This is a genomic window from Nitratireductor kimnyeongensis (assembly GCF_019891395.1).
GTDB lineage: Bacteria > Pseudomonadota > Alphaproteobacteria > Rhizobiales > Rhizobiaceae > Nitratireductor > Nitratireductor kimnyeongensis.
Window position 1 is genome coordinate 3,216,263 of record NZ_CP078143.1, and the last position, 16,411, is coordinate 3,232,673.

Consider the following 16,411-nt stretch of genomic DNA (forward strand, 5'->3'; position numbering starts at 1 on the left):
GGTGTTTATACAGATTAGGACAGGACCGGCGACCATTGGCGCCGTTCTGAGGGAGCGGTCCAACAGGCATGACAGGGACTTCCGGAGACAATACGGGCTACGGCCGTCAGGCGGGCGAGGAACGCGGTCGAGCGTTCAAATCGGCCAACCAAACCTTGCGGCCAGAGGCTGGCACACCGCCTCCGCGGCGCTCGAAGCGTGCGCGCAGCCAGTTTGTGGTGTTCCTGAACTTCGTGTTCTCATCCATCGTGTTTCTGGTCATTCTTGCCGGTTTCGCATTTTACTTTGGCAAGCGGGAATTCCATCAGCCAGGCCCTTCGCGGACGGCTGAGACCGTTATGATCAAGCCGAACACCGGTGTTCGTCAGATTGCAAGCCTGCTTGAGCGAGAAGGCGTTATCTCCGATGCCCGGATATTCTCGCTCGGCGTTCGCGCCTATGGCGCGGATTCCGAGTTGAAGGCGGGCGAGTACGCCATCGATGCCGGCGCTTCCATGCATGAGATCATGGAATTGTTGAAGAGCGGCAAAAGCGTTCTTTACTCGCTCACCATTCCTGAGGGCCAGACCGTGTTCCAGGTGTTCGAGCGGATCCGTGAAACCGAAGAGCTTTCTGGCACTCTGCCCGAGGAACTCCCGCCCGAAGGCAGTCTTGCTGCCGATACGCTACGTTTCACGCGCGGGATGGACCGGACGGCGGTCGTGGAGAAACTGCTCGAGGATCAGCGAGAGCTTGTCGACAGCATCTGGGAACGTCGCGACGAAGACTTGCCCATTCAGGACAAGAACGAATTCGTGACGCTCGCTTCCATCGTGGAGAAGGAGACTGGCATAGCTGACGAACGCCCGCGGGTTGCCGCCGTGTTCATCAACCGTTTGCGCAAAGGCATGCGTCTGCAGTCGGATCCCACGATCATTTACGGGTTGTTCGGTGGTCAGGGGAAACCATCTGATCGACCGATTTATCGATCCGATCTCGACAAGAAAACGCCCTACAACACTTACCTGATCGATGGTTTGCCGCCCACACCCATTGCCAATCCTGGCCGCGCGGCACTTGAGGCCGTGGCCAATCCCTCTCAGACGGATGAGCTTTATTTCGTCGCCGATGGAACAGGCGGGCACGTTTTCGCCAAGACGCTCAAGGAACACAACGAAAATGTCGCTCGCTGGCGCAAGGTGGAACGCGAGCGGCGGGCGGAGGGTGAGAGCGCCGGCGAGAACGGCTCGAACTGAGCCGGTGCGCGCGTTGACACGACTGCACGAGGGGGAGGCATGAGCAGGCTCCAGAGCATGACGGGTTTTGCCCGTGCCGCACGCGACCACGATGCAGGAAGCGTCGCCTGGGAGGTGAAGTCGGTCAACGGGCGTAGCCTCGAAGCGCGCTTTCGTCTGCCGGCAGGCTTCGAGCGCATCGAGCAGACGGCGCGTCAGCGCCTGCAGAAGCGATTTTCCCGCGGCAATGTTCAGGCCTCACTCACTTTCACGCAGAGCGCCGCTTTGCGCCGCCCTGTCGTCGACGAGGACTTTCTAAAAGAGATTGCGGCTCTTGCCGGACGGTTGCAGGACCAGTTCGGCACGGGGCCGGCAACAGCCGATGGGCTGCTGGGTCTGCGTGGGGTTCTCGATTTCGCCGATCCAGTCGCGGATGAAGAGATGCGCGCGTCCCTGGATGAGGCGATCCTTGCGGCCTTCGACGAAGCGCTGCAGGGCCTTGAGGAAGCCCGCCGGGATGAGGGCAGTGCGTTGCAAGCAATAATGCTCGATCATGTGACGCGTATTGAGGCCTTGACCGATCAGGTGGAAGCTGATGCTTCGCGCTCTCCCGAGGCCATTCGGGAGCGACTGCGAGAGCAGGTAGCGCGACTTCTCGATGCAACCACCGGCTTCGATTCGGATCGTTTGCATGCGGAAGCAGCCATTCTCGCGGCAAAAGCCGACATACGCGAGGAAATTGACCGTCTGCGCACGCACATTGCATCGGCGCGGGCGCTGATCGCCGCAGGCGGCCCCGTCGGGCGAAAGCTCGACTTTCTGGGCCAGGAGTTCAACCGCGAATCCAATACGCTTTGCTCAAAATCCAATGCGGCAACCGTGACGGCCATTGGCCTGGAGCTGAAGGCCGTGGTGGATCAGTTTCGCGAGCAGGTGCAAAATCTGGAGTAGACCATGTCCTCGGAATTCTCGCCTGCCGTTTCCACCGACGTCTCGCGGCGCGGTCTTATGCTGGTACTGTCCTCGCCCTCGGGGGCGGGAAAATCCACCATCGCGCGCACATTGCTGGCGCAGGTGCCAGGTTTCGAGCTTTCTGTCAGCGTGACGACGCGTGCGCGTCGAGGCAGCGAGATCGAAGGGGTCCATTACCATTTCAAGTCGCAGCGCGAATTCGAGATCATGCGCGACAATGACGAGCTGCTCGAATGGGCCGAAGTTCACGGCAATTTTTACGGCACCCCACGCGGCCCGGTGGAGAGGGCGCTCACAGAGGGCCGCGATATGCTCTTTGACATAGATTGGCAGGGAGCAGAGCAATTGCGCGAGAAGATGCGCGGCGATGTCGTGTCGATCTTCATTCTGCCGCCGACCATGAAAGAGCTACTCGGCCGTCTCACACGGCGCGCAGAAGATACGCCGGAGATCATTCAAACACGTTTGAAGAACGCACGCACCGAGATCGAAAAGTGGATTGACTACGATTACGTGGTCATTAATGACCAGCTTGATCGGGCCTTTTCTTCAGTACGCTCGATCGTCGAGGCAGAGCGCCTTCGCCGCGACCGGCGTCCCGGCCTGTTCGATTTCGTGGCAGGGCTTTTGGCAGAAGAGGCGAACTGACGCTTAGGCGTTGTTAGCCAGCGTGACGAATTCAGCCACCGAAAGCGTCTCTGCCCGGCGCGTGGCATCAATCCCCGCCCGTGCCAGAAGCGTCTCCCCACCGAGCGATTTCAGGCTCTGGCGCAGCATTTTGCGGCGTTGTCCGAAGGCCGCTTCGGTGATCTTCGCCAGCTTCGCCGGATCGACGGCCAGCGGTGCCATGCGCGGGACGATATGCACCACCGACGAGGTCACTTTGGGCGGCGGGGTAAAGGCTTGTGGGGGCAGGTCGAAAGCGATCTTTGCCTCCGTGCGCCACCCGGCCAAAACCCCAAGCCGGCCATAGGTCTTGTCGCCAGGCTGCGCGACGATCCGTTGCGCCACCTCGCGTTGAAACATCAATGTCATGGAGGCGTAGAAGGGCGGCCAGCTTTCCGGCGTCAGCCAGCGCAGCAGAAGCTCGGTGCCGATGTTATAGGGCAGGTTCGCCACGATCCGTACATCACCTGCCGCATGCGGTGCCAGAGCGGCGAAATCCGTTTCCATGGCATCGCCACTGACAACGTCAAGCCGGCCCGGATAGTGACCGGCGATTTCAGCCAGGGCGTCAAGGCAGCGTTCATCGCGCTCGACAGCTATGACACGTTCGGCGCCTGCCATGAGAAGTGCTCGCGTCAGGCCTCCCGGGCCGGGGCCAACCTCGATCACCGTCGCGCCTTCGAGGTTTCCGGCAGCGCGCGCCACCTTCGCCGTCAAATTGAGATCGAGAAGAAAATTCTGACCGAGCGATTTCTTCGCGGCAAGGCCATGAGCGGCGATCACCTCGCGCAGCGGAGGCAGGCCGTCGGCGCTCATCGCACGCCACCGGCGTTGTTCGCCAGCTCACGCGCAAGCCTGATCGCCGCAATCATGCTGTCAGCTCGCGCAATGCCTTTGGAAGCAATATCAAACGCTGTGCCATGGTCGGGAGAGGTGCGAATGAAGGGTAGACCAAGGGTAACATTCACTGTCTCGTCGAATGCAACGGTTTTAACGGGGATCAATGCCTGGTCGTGATACATGCAAAGCGCTGCGTCATAGCCTTGTCGAGCGCGAGCATGAAACATCGTGTCGGCGGGTAGAGGGCCAAATGCGTCGATGCCTTCCGCCTGTAACGCCTGGATTGCCGGTGCGATGATATCGTTGTCTTCGGTCCCCATTGCCCCGCCTTCGCCTGCATGGGGATTGAGGCCGGCGATCGCAAGCCGGGGGGCGGCAATGCCAAAGCGTTCGCGCAGATCGCGCGCGGCTATCCTGGCCGTTTCTTCAACAAGCTCCCGTGTAAGCGTTGAAGGAACCGTTGCCAGCGGCTCATGAACAGTCACCGGTATGGTGCGCAATTCAGGGCCTGCCAGCATCATCACAGGCTTTGCTGGAGCCCCGGTGATTTCTACTGCCAGATGACCGAGAAACTCCGTATGGCCAGGATAGCGGAAACCCGCGTCATAGAGTGGCTTCTTGGCTATGGGAGCTGTCACCACCGCTGCAGAGCGCATCTGCATCGTATCATCCACGGCCCGCGAAACCGCTTCGATGACGCCAGCAGCATTCACCGTTTCTGCATGTCCCGGATTGTCGGTCAGCCTGTTGTCGAGCGGCGAAATTGGCAGGTGTGTAGCAAAGCCGACCACCGCCTGTTCCGGTTCGGTTTCCGCAATCGGAACATCCAGTCCCAGGGACCGCGCTCGCGCCGAAACAAACGCCGGATCCCCAAGGAGGTAAAATGGAGGCAACTCATGCCTGCGTCTTTCGAGCCAGGCCTTGAGGATGATTTCGGGACCTATCCCGGAAGGATCGCCGATGCTGAGCGCGAGCGGGAGCACGACCCATCTCCTTCTGGAGAAATAGCTGGTGGAACGAAGAGGACCCTGTTGCGCCAGGCCCGTGGCAAGTCACCGCTGGCTAATGCGTGCATTCTTGCGCAATTCGGCGAGGAATTCTTGCGCTTCCTTTTCCATCGAGTCATTCCCCGAGTTTTCATTCTGGAAGACCATTTGCGCAACGCGATCATCGGAAACCTCTCGTGTGCTGCACACGCCGATGAACTCAACACCGCGTTCTGTTTCGCGAACGACGGTCGCACTTCCAGGAGTGGTTTTTATAACCTGCTCCTTCCAGTCGGTCGGCAACTCGGGCTCGAGAATACGGCCGAGGTCACGTACCGTCACGTCTATCAGGCCTTTGGCAAACTGACGCGTGCTATCGCAGCCCCGGAACCGGTCGCGCATGGCTTGCGCTTCACGCTTGCGTTTACCCATAAGACTGGAACGTTGCCCTGAAGGAACCACAAAGATCACCTGCTGGAGCATGTATTCGGTGGCGCTCGGTTTGCTGCCACCCTGCTGAAGCATTTTGGCGACCACATCCTGCTCGCTCATGCGACCTGCCGAACTGGAGCGTGCTTGCATGACTCGCCCCCAGCCGATCTGGGAGCGAATGAACTCCTTGAAATGATCGGCAGTGACTCCGCTTTGCGCCAAAACGGTGTTCAACTGGCTGGCCGTCATGCGATTGCCGCTGGCGAAGCGGGCATAAGCTTGATTCACCATCTCATCAGGTATGTTGATATTGCCGCGCTGCATTTCCTGAATTTTCAGCGTCTGCTCGATCATCTGATCGGTTGCTTTTTGACGTAGATTGCCGCCTTCACGCTGTAGTTTGAGGAACGCCATGCGACGATCGATATCGTAGCTGGTGATTGGCGCGTTGTTCACCACATAGCGGATTTCCGTCGCTTGTGCGACTGCTCCGGGAAGCAGTGGCAAGGTCGTTGCCATGGCCACCGCGAGAACGCCTGCGCTCAGAAATCGCCTGCAATTGCTAAACATCGTCATTGATCTCATCTTTGCACCCCGCAATTGCGTCTGAGATAACAGCAATTGCACGGGAGCTACAGTCCCTTAAGCTGTTTTATCGACATCGGGTGGGGCAAAAACGTGGCCTTTTGCTCCGGAAGAAGGCGCAAATGCCATGTGAAAAGGCCCCGTCACCTGAACGGGGCCTGAAATGAGACGGGCTAAAAGCTGGTGTTCAGCTCGCCGCTGCTGGTGCCGAAGTCGCCGATAGTTCGCAGCGAAATGCGGAAACCGAAAGACTGGCTGACTTCCTGCGTGTCGCGGTTCTTGCTGCGGGAATAGGTCATCGAATAAATGAAACATTCGTCCCCATACGAGAAACCATAGTCGTTCTTCACCAGGGTTTGACTCTCGACATCATATGTCCCCGACGCGAAGCCGCTCCAGTTCTCATCAAAGCGAACTTTGGCAACGCCGGTCACTTCCTGCCGGTCATCGTCAAACCCGTAGAGGGGTTGCGCTTCTATGTAAGCATATTGCAGCGACGTCGTGAGCTGGCCGAATGTCGCGGCTGTCTTCAGATCGGTTCGGCGGATGTCGAAGGTTTTCTCGTCGAATCGGGCTCCGGCGGAAAAGGCAAAGCCGTTCGGGCTGGCAATGCCGATCATGCCGACAAAATCGGAGACATCCGTCTCCAGGCCCGAATAGGCACCCGCATGGACGAGGTCCGTCTGGGCATACGGGTTCTCGCCAGCCAGATGATAGGATTGCCCAAACAGCCCCTGGGTGGTCCATCCATTGGCAAAACTGCCCGAATAGCGGATGCCGACATTGGCGCGCGTGCCACCTTCGATCCGGTCATACCCGGAGAATTTGTCGCGCTCGAACAGAGTTGTCGCGTCGAATACAAGCGACTGGGCGTCTTCGTTCGGAATGCCCAGCCTGTCCTGATAGGGGGCGTCCGGCCTTAGGAAAATCTGCGCCATCGGCTCCAGAACATGGCTGGCGCTGGAGGTGGAAAAAAGGATGGGCCAGCGAGCTTCGAGACCGGCCGTGGCCATGTAGCGGTAATAAGAGGAGCGAACATCGCTGCCGACGGCAGTGCTGTTCAACTCGAAACTGGTTACGCCATTGACCGTATTGGCATCGTAATCGGTGTAGATCGCATCTCCCCGCGCCTGCAGAATCGGCGTCACGACAAGACCGCCCGAGCTCACGAAGGACCGCTTCCACTCTGCTTCGGCTGTCATTCGGCTGGTCAGGCCTTCGACGCCATCGATTCGCTCATAAATCCCCGAATTCGCGGACGTCATGTTCCCGCTGAGGCTGTCCCGGTAAATGTTCTGAACATTTACATCGAAATTCAGCTCGCCGCCGGCAACGGCTTCATCCGGTGTGTAGGAATAATCGAAGCTGGGCAAAACCCAGGGTTGCTTGTCGTTCCGCGCGTTGGAGGCGGTATCGAGGACGTTTTCTTGTATGTCAAAATGATAGGCTCTCAGGTCGAAAAAATTCCGGTCGTCGAGGCCTGTCAGATAAAGCTGCGATGTCTGCACCGTGTCGGAAAAGCCGTCGATGCCATAGGTGCGTGAAAAATTCTTGTCGGTTTGCGCCAACACATCCCATCCAAACGTCCAGCGAGGATTGATGCTGAACTGGCCCTTCGAACCGACCATGCCGCGGCCGGTTTCACTCCTGTTGACCGTGTCCGCATCCCAGGCCTCCGGATTCTGTTGTTTGATACCGGCAATCTTGATGCTGTACTGGCCATTGTCAAAACGTTGGCGCCATTCGGCCTCCCCGAGAAAACCCTGCTTGGTGTAGTAGGTGCCTGTTACGGTCAGGTCGTAGGTCGGTGAAAATGCAAAGTAATAGGGGACGCTGATGCCAACCCCCATTTCTTCCTGATAGGAGGCGCCAGGTATAAGAAAGCCGGACTTTCTCTTCACGGTCGGATCAGCGACCTCGAAGAAGGGTAGGTAGGCGATCGGCATACCGAAGAATTCGAACCGGGAACCTTCGAAACGAACGGTTTTCGATTCGCCGTCCCAAATGATCTTCTGAGCCTTGATCTGCCAGATCGGTGGCTTGCCGGGTTTTTCGCGGCACGGCTCACACGCGGTGTAGACACCGTTGTTGAAGGTCGTCAGTTGGCCGCCGGAACGCTCTGCGCTTTCGGCAGCGAAATAGGTCTTGTCAACGGTCTCGATCCGTAAGGCGTTGACAAAGCCGTCACGGAAGTCGTCGGTGACATCGATCTCGTCGGCAAAAATCTTGTTGCCGTCTTCTTCGATGATCTGCACACGCCCGCGCGCCACCACCCGCGATGTCCGGCGATCATAGACCACGCGGTCTGCGACAAGGCTGTTGCCAGCGTATTCGATCTGCACACCGCCAGCAGCTGTGATTGTATTGAGATCGTTGTCGTAAATCAGATTCTCCGCCGTCAGGAGCATCTGCGCGCCCTGAGGCAAATCGGAAACATCCAGGCCGCCCGTCTGCGCAAGGGCAGTGGCCTGTGGAAGCAATGTATAGGTGCACAAGGTTGCCAACGCGGTTGCGCCCATCAAGTGCGCTAACCGTGTGGACATGCCGGCTCTCTTTGCCGCAACCCCCACTAACCGTCCTCCTTGTACAATAGGAAAGTCACCCCATAAAACATCGCCACGACCACAGGCGTCCAAGCAGCCACCACCGGAGGAACAACTCCAGCGCTGCCGAACGCCTTGACCAGGACCGAAACCACATAAAGCAGAAACCCGGCGAGGATTCCACCCAGAATCACCGTTGCTGACTGTCCCATTCTAGTAAATCTCATGGATACCGTAGCGGCAATCAGGGTCATGGCGACCAGCAGGAGTGGCAACACCACAAGTGAATGAAAATGCGTGGCAAACGCGTTTGCTTTGAGCCCGAAGGACCGAGCGACTTCAATCTTTCCAGGCAGTGCATAAATCGACGTTGCCTCGGGCCGGGCAAGCTGCTCGCCAACGAACTCCGGCTGAAGATTGGTTGCGATCTGGATGTTCTTGATTTTCTCTGCCGCAGCGGTGCCGCGTCGACGTGCCACGCCCTGCAAATCCCAATATCCGTCGCGGAGGAACGCTCGGTCGGCATCCAGACGTTCGAAGATGCGACCTTCGGCATCGATTCGGAAGAATGTTGGACGTACCAGCACTTGGCCGCCGTTCAATACAGCATTTGACCCTACAATGGTTTCCTCGTCGCCCGAACGCTGCTTGATCCATTGCTCGGCTTCCGAGTTGGTGCTGCTTTTGGCGCCCCGCACCTGGGCTTCGACGCTCTGGGCCTGGGCGAAGCCGTTGGCAGCGAGCGGATTGAGTGCAGCCACTGCCAGCACGCCAAATAGAAAAGAGCCAAAAGCGATCGGTGTTAGAAACTGCCAGGCTGACACGCCGGCGGCGCGAGCCACGACGAGTTCATATTTGCGGTTCAGGCTGATCAGCGTCGCCATCGCTGCTATGAGCCCGATAAAGGGTATAGCCTGCAAGAGGATGATCGGCGTCTGCAGCGCCGCGAGTGAGAAAGCCCATTGCGCAGTATAGCCGGGCAATCCGGCCGAGCGACTCGACACCTCCGCGAACGTAACGATGAAGATCAGCAGGCCAATGCCGAAGAAGTTCCATGCTGCAATCGAGGCGTATCGGCGGAAGAAGTAGCCGCCCAGTGTCAGGCCGATCATCCGCGCCTCCCGGCCGGTGTCCGCCTGCTTGCGAGCCTGACGCGCCAATGCGTCATGCTGTCGGTCAGTCGTTGCAGGCGCGCGTTCAGCTTCTCAACCCAGTGCGTTGGCAATTCCATTACACGATTGGTGAGGATGAAGAATGCACATAGTCCAATCATCAAAAGGGGAGCGGCGTAGAGCACGAAGGAAAAGAATGGAGAGCTTTCCGCTTCCGTGCCCGAATAGAACCCGACCCAGCGCACAATCAGCGAAATTGCCATTGTGGTCACAATTGGATGGAGCCTAGCCTCACGGAAGGATCGCGCATCACCTGCGACGGCTAGCGCTACCATCGCGAAAACGAGCGGATACAACCATTCCGAAAGCCGCATATGCAGCTCGGCACGGATGATCTGGGGCGACTTCTTGTAGAATGTGTCATTCACATCCGGATTCAGAAGAAAGGCGAGTGACCGGTCCTTCGGATGCAGTGTCGGTTCTCCCCCACCTCCGCTCGTGAACTGCGAAAGGTCGAACGCATAGGAATCGAAGCGGATCGTCGAGACGTCGCCATTCACCGATTGACGCTGCACCATCCCATCCTGCATTACTAGGATTGAGCCCTCCTCGCGCTCCACTGCCGCACCGGTTCGCGCGTGGTAGACGAGTTTGGTGTTCTCGTCGCGCGAATCGGCCACGAAAATGCCGCCCAGAAGCCCGTTGGGCAGGCGCTCTGAGACCTGCACAAAAAGCCCGTCATCCACTTTCTGAAAGGATCCTTCCTGCAGCACGGTGGTAATGAGGTCTGCGCGGGCGTTGGCCAATACGGACCGGAACGCCTGACGTGAGGCGGGCTCCAGTGTGTTGTTGATCAGGAAGGAGGCAAGGCTGGCACCGATTGCGATGATGAGTATCGGGCGGATGATGGTGGCGCGCGGCGCGCCCGACGCGTTGATGACCACGAGCTCGGAATCCGAGTTCATCGTCGCAAGCGTTTGAGCCACAGCGATGCCGAGCGCAAAGGGGATCACGATGGGAATGACGGACGGCAGAACGAGGGCCGCGACGAAAAAGAATGTGCCGGCGGATTGTCCGCTATCGGTCACGAGATCGATCCGGTTGAGGACCTGCGTGGTCCACACCAGTGCGATCACCCACAGCAACGCCGCCGCGAACAGGGCGAAGGTGCGACGCATGATGTAAAGTTCGATCACCCGCATGGATATCGACAATCCGTTTCGTTGGAACAGCCCTTTAAAGGCGCGCGCGAACCTAACGGTCCTGAAACGCGCGCACAATGCGCAACTGCCGGCTTTGAAGGGCGGCCCACCATTTCTTGTCCCATGGGTGACTGTGGGTGGGATTGGTTAGAAAATGCGAAACAAACGCGGTTAACAGCTTGCTTATGGATCAATAATCGAGGCGTGCAGGGCGCACGCATCGGTGAAAATTCGGGAACCCCCTGTGTGCGGGCCTTGCCAATTTGCATAAAACCTCCAAGATCGCCGGCGCCCTTTATCGACCAATCACGGAAATCTGGGAAATATCATGACCGACAGACCGAGTGTCTCCTTCGCCAAATTTGCAATGCCCGGCAAGGGCACCGTCATCGTTCTGGCAAGCGAAGGCGGCGGTCTGGGAGAGAAAGCGCAGACTTGTGATCCCGAAGGCGTGTTTGCGCGGGCCTTCGAGGTGTCGGGATTCTCGGGTAAACTTGCAAAGAGCGTTGAGGTTCTGGCACCTGCAGGGTCGCAGCTTGATCGGCTGACAGCCATTGGCGTCGGCAAGCCCGATGAGCTTGCAGAAGAGCCGCTTCTGAAAATCGGCGGTGCGGCGCTGGCCGCCGGCAAGTCAGCTTCCGAGATCACCGTCGTGGCGGATGTCGACGGCACCGAAATCGATGCGGCGGCGGCAGCCAATCTGGCGCTTGGCATGCTGTTGCGCGCCTACAGCTTCGACAAATACAAAACCACAAGCAGAGAGAATGGAAACGACAAACCTGCCAAGAAGCTGAAAATTGTCATTCAGTGTGCAGACCCATCTGCAGCAAAAAAGGCTTTTGCTCGCGCCGAGGCTGTCGCAAATGGCGTGCTGCTGGCGCGGGATCTCGTCAACGAGCCTGCCAATGTCCTTGGTCCGGTCGAGTTTGCGGCAAAAGCGAAAGACCTGGAAAAGCTCGGCGCCAAGGTCGAAATTCTGACCGAGAAGGAGATGAAGAAGCTCCGCATGGGCGCGTTGCTAGGCGTCGCACAGGGCTCGGTCCGGCCTCCACGCCTGGCGATCATCGAGTGGAATGGTGGCAAGGCGAAAGAGAAGCCTGTCGCCTTCGTCGGCAAAGGCGTTGTCTTCGATACGGGAGGAATCTCCATCAAGCCGGCTGGCGGTATGGAAGACATGAAGGGGGATATGGGCGGCGCCGCCGCCGTCATCGGCGTCATGCATACGCTCGCCGCCCGAAAGGCAAAGGTTAACGCTGTCGGTCTGATCGGCCTTGTGGAGAACATGCCTGACGGCAATGCCCAGCGTCCCGGCGACATCGTGACATCCATGTCCGGCCAGACCATTGAGGTGATCAACACCGATGCGGAAGGGCGGCTCGTGCTCGCCGATGTGCTCTGGTATTGCAATGAACGCTACAAGCCGCAGTTCATGGTCGATCTCGCCACGCTCACCGGTGCCGTCATGGTGGCGCTCGGACACCACCGGGCGGGGCTGTTTTCGAACAACGACACGCTGGCTGAGCGGCTTTTCTCTGCCGGCGAGGCAACGGGCGAGAAGGTCTGGCGCCTGCCCCTTGGCGAAGAGTATGACAAGCAGATTGATTCGAAGAATGCGGACATGAAGAATTCTGCTGGCCGCATGGCCGGTTCCATCACGGCCGCTCAATTCCTCAAGCGTTTCGTCAAGGATGATGCGTGGGCGCATCTTGATGTTGCGGGCACGGCCATGGGCGCGCCGCTTGACGACATCAATCGATCCTGGGGGTCGGGTTTCGGTGTGCGCCTGCTCGACCGCCTAGTAGCGGACAATTACGAATAGGCCGATGGATGTTCTCTTCTACCACCTGACCGAATCGACACTGGAGGAGGCGCTACCGCCTCTGGTGGAGAAGAGCCTCGAGCGGGGGTGGAGGGCGGTGATCCAGACCGGCACCCGCGAACGCTGCGAGGCGCTCGACAGCTGGCTTTGGACATGGCGCGAGGAGGCCTTCCTCGCCCATGGAACGGATCGGGATGTGCATCCCGAGCACCAACCGGTGCTGTTGACCGATGCGGCAACCAATCCGAATGGTGCGCAGATACGCTTTTTTGTGGATGGAGCCGATCCGACCGGGGTGGACGGGTATGAGCGTGCTGTCGTGATGTTCGACGGCCACGATGCCGGGCAACTCGACGCTGCGCGCGGGTACTGGAAATCGCTCAAATCTGCCGGCCATGCCGTCACCTATTGGCAGCAGGGGCCTGACAGACGCTGGCAGAAGAAGGCCTAGACGACCGATTCGCTTTGGGGCAGTAGAGCAACTTGCCTTGCAGGGCCACTCGTACTGAACTCGTCGAAGGGCGAGGGGACCTGGCGCCAACAATGCACCGAAACACTAGCCGATTTCTTCCAGAATCGCTTCGATTTCACCCAGATGTGTGATTTTGCGGAACCGCGGTTCAGTGCGCGGTTCATCGGCATATTCGTGCGCCCAGGTCAGATCATGCGGCACGAAAACGCCCCATGATCCGGCCTCGATTGCCGGTATCACGTCGGATTTGAGCGAATTGCCGATCATCATCGCGTGATCCGGCCCTTCGCCTTGCGCCGCGAAAATTCGCTGGTAGGTTCCGCGGGACTTGTCGCTGACGATCTCGACGGCGTCGAAATAATCGCCAAGGCCCGATGCCGCCAGCTTGCGTTCCTGATCAAACAGGTCGCCCTTGGTAATCATTACCAGCCGATAACGCCCCGCGAGGGCCTCCAGCGCCTCGTGCGCGTAGGGCAGGGTTTCCACCGGATGGTCCAGCATTTCCCTACCTGCGTCGAGAATGTCGCGGATCGTCGAGGCTGGCACTTGCCCATCCGTCACCTCGATGGCGGTCTCGATCATCGAGAGAGTGAATCCCTTGATGCCGAAACCATATTTTCCAAGATTGCGTTTCTCAGCCTGCAGAAGGCGCTCCGTCAGGTGCCCGGCCTCTGCGAAATCCGCAAGAAACTCTGCAAAGCGCGCCTCCGTCAGGCGATAGAAGCGTTCATTGTGCCAAAGCGTGTCATCGGCGTCGAAGCCGATGGTGAGAAGCCGTTTCACGAAGCCATCCCTTCCTCATAATCACTGGAAAGCGAGAGCCAGCGATCTTCGTGCTTCGCCAGCATGGTAGCAAGGTCGGAGCGTTCCTTGGCCAGTTCCGAAGCCTTTTTCGGCTCCTGGTCGTAGAGGCTCGCATCGGCAAGCCGCGCCTCTATGGCGTCGATCCTCTTGCGGGTTCTCTCGATCAGCCCTTCCGTGGCCTTGATTTCCTTGGCAAGCGGTTCGAGAGCCGCGCGTTTGCGCGCCGCCTCTTTGCGCTTGTCAGCCTTGGAGGCCTTGTCTGTCTCCCGCTTCTCCCGATTGCGGCTGGCGCCACCCGTCACGCGGGCGCGGTAATCGTCCATGTCTCCGTCATACGACGAGACGGTCCCATCGCCGACGATCCACAACCGGTCTGCCGTCGCCTCGATCAGATGACGATCGTGGCTGATGAGGATCACCGCCCCGTCGAACATGTTAAGCGCCTCGACAAGCGCCTCGCGGCTGTCGATGTCGAGGTGGTTCGTCGGCTCGTCGAGGATGAGCAGATGCGGGGCCTCGAATGTTGCAAGCCCCATCAGAAGCCGTGCCTTCTCCCCGCCGGACAAGTCGCGAGCAGGTGTCGACATTTTTTCGGTCGTTAGGCCAAACTGCGCCACCCGCGCCCGCACTTTCGCTTCCGGCGCATCAGGCATCAGGCGTCGAAGATGCTGATACGCGTCCTCGTCGGGCCGCAGATCATCAAGCTGATGCTGGGCGAAAATGGACACCTTCAGACCGGGCGCAACCGTCTTGGTGCCTTTTTCGAGCGTCAGCCTGTCGGCGATCAGCTTCGCGAATGTCGATTTGCCGTTTCCGTTCGCGCCGAGCAGGGCGATGCGGTCGTCATTGTCGATGCGCAGCGTGAGACCACGCAGAACGGGCTTGCCGGGGGTGTATCCGAGAGCGCCGCCATCGAGCGCGATGATGGGGGAAGCGACCGCTTTCTCAGGATTTGGAAAGCGGAACGGCAGCACGGTCTCGTTCACCACCGCGGCCATCGGCGACATTCGTTCCAGCGCTTTCAACCGCGATTGCGCCTGGCGAGCCTTCGAAGCCTTGTAACGAAAGCGGTCGACAAAAGACTGCATGTGCTTGCGCTGCGCCTCCTGCTTGACGCGCATCTTTTCCTGCAGTTCCGCCTTTTCTGCATATTGGCGGGCAAATTGGTCATATCCCCCGCGCCAGAAGGTGAGTTTCTTGCGCTCCAGATGCACGATGGACGAAACGGCCCTGTTCAAAAGGTCGCGGTCGTGGCTGATGAGAAGGACCGTGTGCGGATAGCGAGACAGGTAGTTCTCAAGCCAGAGCGTGCCTTCGAGATCCAGATAGTTCGTCGGTTCGTCGAGCAAAAGAAGGTCAGGTTGGGTGAAGAGCACGGCCGCAAGCGCCACGCGCATGCGCCAACCGCCCGAAAACGAGGATGCCGGACGTTTCTGCGCCTCCGCATCAAATCCGAGGCCTGACAGGATGGACGCAGCGCGCGCTTCCGCGGAATGGGCGTCGATATCGGTGAGGCGTGTCTGTATTTCCGCAATCCGATGCGCATCGGTGGCCGTCTTGGCCTCCGTCAAAAGCGCTTCACGTTCCGTATCGGCCCTCAGGACGATGTCGATCAGTGGCTCGTCCGTCCCCGGCGCTTCCTGGGCAACCTGACCGATCCGCGTCCCCTTCGGTATGCTAAGAGTACCGCTTTCAGAGACCAAATCCCCGGTGATCGCACGAAACAGCGTTGTCTTGCCGGTCCCGTTCCTGCCGACCAGGCCTGCCTTCGTTCCGGCAGGAAGAGTAAGCGAAGCCTGGTCGATAAGGAGTCGGCCCGCAATGCGCAGCGATAAGTTTGAAATTGTCAACATGACGGCGTTTTGACGGGTCGCCGTCAGCGTTGCAAGTGGCGACTGCCCAGGCACATGCTGAAGGGTGACGGAAATTGGCTTGTGTTGCCAAAAGCAGACAGGTGTGGCCCAGCCTGAGTGGGCCACACCCTGTTCATGAGCGACTGCTAGCGCGCAGCGGCTTGGCGCAGGAGTTTACAAAGCTGTACGAGGTCATATTCCCATGCGTTTGGGTTGCGTAGGATGTTGACGCAACGTTTACGGTAGATCGCGATCTGCTGGTCACTCATACCGCTGAGTGCTCGTCGTCCAAGGTTGCCGCCGCCGCCATTGCCAGGCCCCCCGATACCTGGGCCTCCAGCGCCGGGACCACCTGTACCCGGACCACCGGTGCCGGGATTGCCTGTTCCTGGGCGGTCGCCGCCCAGTCCCAGTCCGAGACCGGCGCCGACACCATCCCTACCGATATTCGCGTTGACACCGGCGTTTAAACCGTTGCTGCCGCCGATCGATGCTGTGGTCCCGGAGCCGAAAAGGCTTCCGCCTCCTCCTCCGACCGTTGTGCTGCTCTGAGCACCGATCGCTCTACCGACATTCGCATCTGCGTTGATGCCGGCGACACTGCCGCCTCCGACTGAAGCGCCTACATTGGCGGTAGTTGAGCCCAGACCTGCGTTGACATCCGCTGACACGCCGTTGCTTGTGCCGACCGATGCGGACACGCCACCGACGCTGGCACTGATACCTCCACGGTCATTCCCGCCGATGCTGACGCCTCCAAGGTCGATTGCCGCTGCCGGCGATGACATGCTGAGCATGATAATTCCACAGGTCAGATTAGCGTATGCTTTTCTATACTTTGCTCTCATTATCGTCCTCTTTAGTTTGGCCGAAGTAATTTCCGGCAAAGAGGAAGTTAGGGCAGCTATGGA

At 59.0% G+C, this 16,411-nt stretch carries 14 protein-coding genes; 5 read left to right on the forward strand and 9 right to left on the reverse strand.

The genetic code is table 11. From position 1 onward, the window contains the following. The first annotated feature begins 68 nt into the window (after positions 1 to 68). From mltG to gmk, 3 genes are read left to right on the forward strand one after another with little or no spacing between them, the layout of a single operon-like run. Entirely contained in the window at positions 69 to 1,235 is a 1,167-nt protein-coding gene (gene mltG / locus KW403_RS15270) for an endolytic transglycosylase MltG (RefSeq protein ID WP_223020297.1), read from the forward strand. A gap of 39 nt (positions 1,236 to 1,274) precedes the next feature. Continuing rightward, positions 1,275 to 2,165: a YicC/YloC family endoribonuclease gene (locus KW403_RS15275; protein WP_223020298.1), complete on the forward strand. Its 891-nt coding sequence runs from the start codon at positions 1,275 to 1,277 to the stop codon at positions 2,163 to 2,165. A 3-nt stretch (positions 2,166 to 2,168) separates the two neighbouring features. Next, positions 2,169 to 2,834, forward strand: a complete 666-nt coding sequence (gene gmk, locus KW403_RS15280; RefSeq protein ID WP_223020299.1) for a guanylate kinase — start codon at positions 2,169 to 2,171, stop codon at positions 2,832 to 2,834. Between the two features lie 3 nt (positions 2,835 to 2,837). Here gmk and rsmA read toward each other — a convergent pair whose 3' ends face one another. The 6 genes from rsmA to KW403_RS15310 form a co-directional block, all read right to left on the reverse strand. Continuing rightward, complete coding sequence (gene rsmA / locus KW403_RS15285) at positions 2,838 to 3,668, reverse strand: 16S rRNA (adenine(1518)-N(6)/adenine(1519)-N(6))-dimethyltransferase RsmA (protein ID WP_223020300.1); 831 nt, start codon at positions 3,666 to 3,668, stop codon at positions 2,838 to 2,840. After that, positions 3,665 to 4,675 (reverse strand): 4-hydroxythreonine-4-phosphate dehydrogenase PdxA, encoded by a 1,011-nt coding sequence (gene pdxA, locus KW403_RS15290; RefSeq protein WP_223020301.1) that lies wholly within the window; start codon positions 4,673 to 4,675, stop codon positions 3,665 to 3,667. The genes rsmA and pdxA overlap by 4 nt, the downstream gene beginning before the upstream one ends. Positions 4,676 to 4,744: 69 nt before the next feature. Next, positions 4,745 to 5,680 (reverse strand): peptidylprolyl isomerase, encoded by a 936-nt coding sequence (locus tag KW403_RS15295; protein ID WP_223022596.1) that lies wholly within the window; start codon positions 5,678 to 5,680, stop codon positions 4,745 to 4,747. 188 nt (positions 5,681 to 5,868) lie between these two features. Further along, positions 5,869 to 8,238 (reverse strand): LPS-assembly protein LptD, encoded by a 2,370-nt coding sequence (locus tag KW403_RS15300; RefSeq protein ID WP_246637809.1) that lies wholly within the window; start codon positions 8,236 to 8,238, stop codon positions 5,869 to 5,871. A 26-nt stretch (positions 8,239 to 8,264) separates the two neighbouring features. Next, complete coding sequence (gene lptG, locus KW403_RS15305; RefSeq protein ID WP_223020302.1) at positions 8,265 to 9,350, reverse strand: LPS export ABC transporter permease LptG; 1,086 nt, start codon at positions 9,348 to 9,350, stop codon at positions 8,265 to 8,267. After that, entirely contained in the window at positions 9,347 to 10,552 is a 1,206-nt protein-coding gene (locus KW403_RS15310; RefSeq protein ID WP_223020303.1) for an LptF/LptG family permease, read from the reverse strand. The genes lptG and KW403_RS15310 overlap by 4 nt, the downstream gene beginning before the upstream one ends. Before the next feature lie 328 nt (positions 10,553 to 10,880). Between KW403_RS15310 and KW403_RS15315 the strand changes: the two genes are divergently transcribed. Together KW403_RS15315 and KW403_RS15320 are read left to right on the forward strand one after the other, a co-directional pair. Further along, positions 10,881 to 12,371 carry a leucyl aminopeptidase gene (locus KW403_RS15315; RefSeq protein WP_223020304.1) on the forward strand — a complete coding sequence of 497 codons (1,491 nt, stop codon included), beginning with the start codon at positions 10,881 to 10,883 and terminating at the stop codon, positions 12,369 to 12,371. Positions 12,372 to 12,375: 4 nt separating this feature from the next. After that, positions 12,376 to 12,822, forward strand: coding sequence for a DNA polymerase III subunit chi (locus KW403_RS15320; protein ID WP_223020305.1), 447 nt, complete (start codon positions 12,376 to 12,378; stop codon positions 12,820 to 12,822). 105 nt (positions 12,823 to 12,927) lie between these two features. Here the strand turns inward: KW403_RS15320 and KW403_RS15325 are convergent, their stop codons facing one another. From KW403_RS15325 to KW403_RS15335, 3 genes are all read right to left on the reverse strand, one after another. Beyond that, complete coding sequence (locus KW403_RS15325) at positions 12,928 to 13,626, reverse strand: HAD family hydrolase (protein ID WP_223020306.1); 699 nt, start codon at positions 13,624 to 13,626, stop codon at positions 12,928 to 12,930. Further along, a complete protein-coding gene (locus tag KW403_RS15330) occupies positions 13,623 to 15,500 on the reverse strand; it encodes an ABC-F family ATP-binding cassette domain-containing protein (RefSeq protein ID WP_223020307.1) in 1,878 nt (625 codons plus the stop codon). The genes KW403_RS15325 and KW403_RS15330 overlap by 4 nt, the downstream gene beginning before the upstream one ends. Positions 15,501 to 15,646: 146 nt before the next feature. Beyond that, positions 15,647 to 16,297: a hypothetical protein gene (locus KW403_RS15335; RefSeq protein ID WP_246637810.1), complete on the reverse strand. Its 651-nt coding sequence runs from the start codon at positions 16,295 to 16,297 to the stop codon at positions 15,647 to 15,649. Between the last annotated feature and the right edge of the window lie 114 nt (positions 16,298 to 16,411).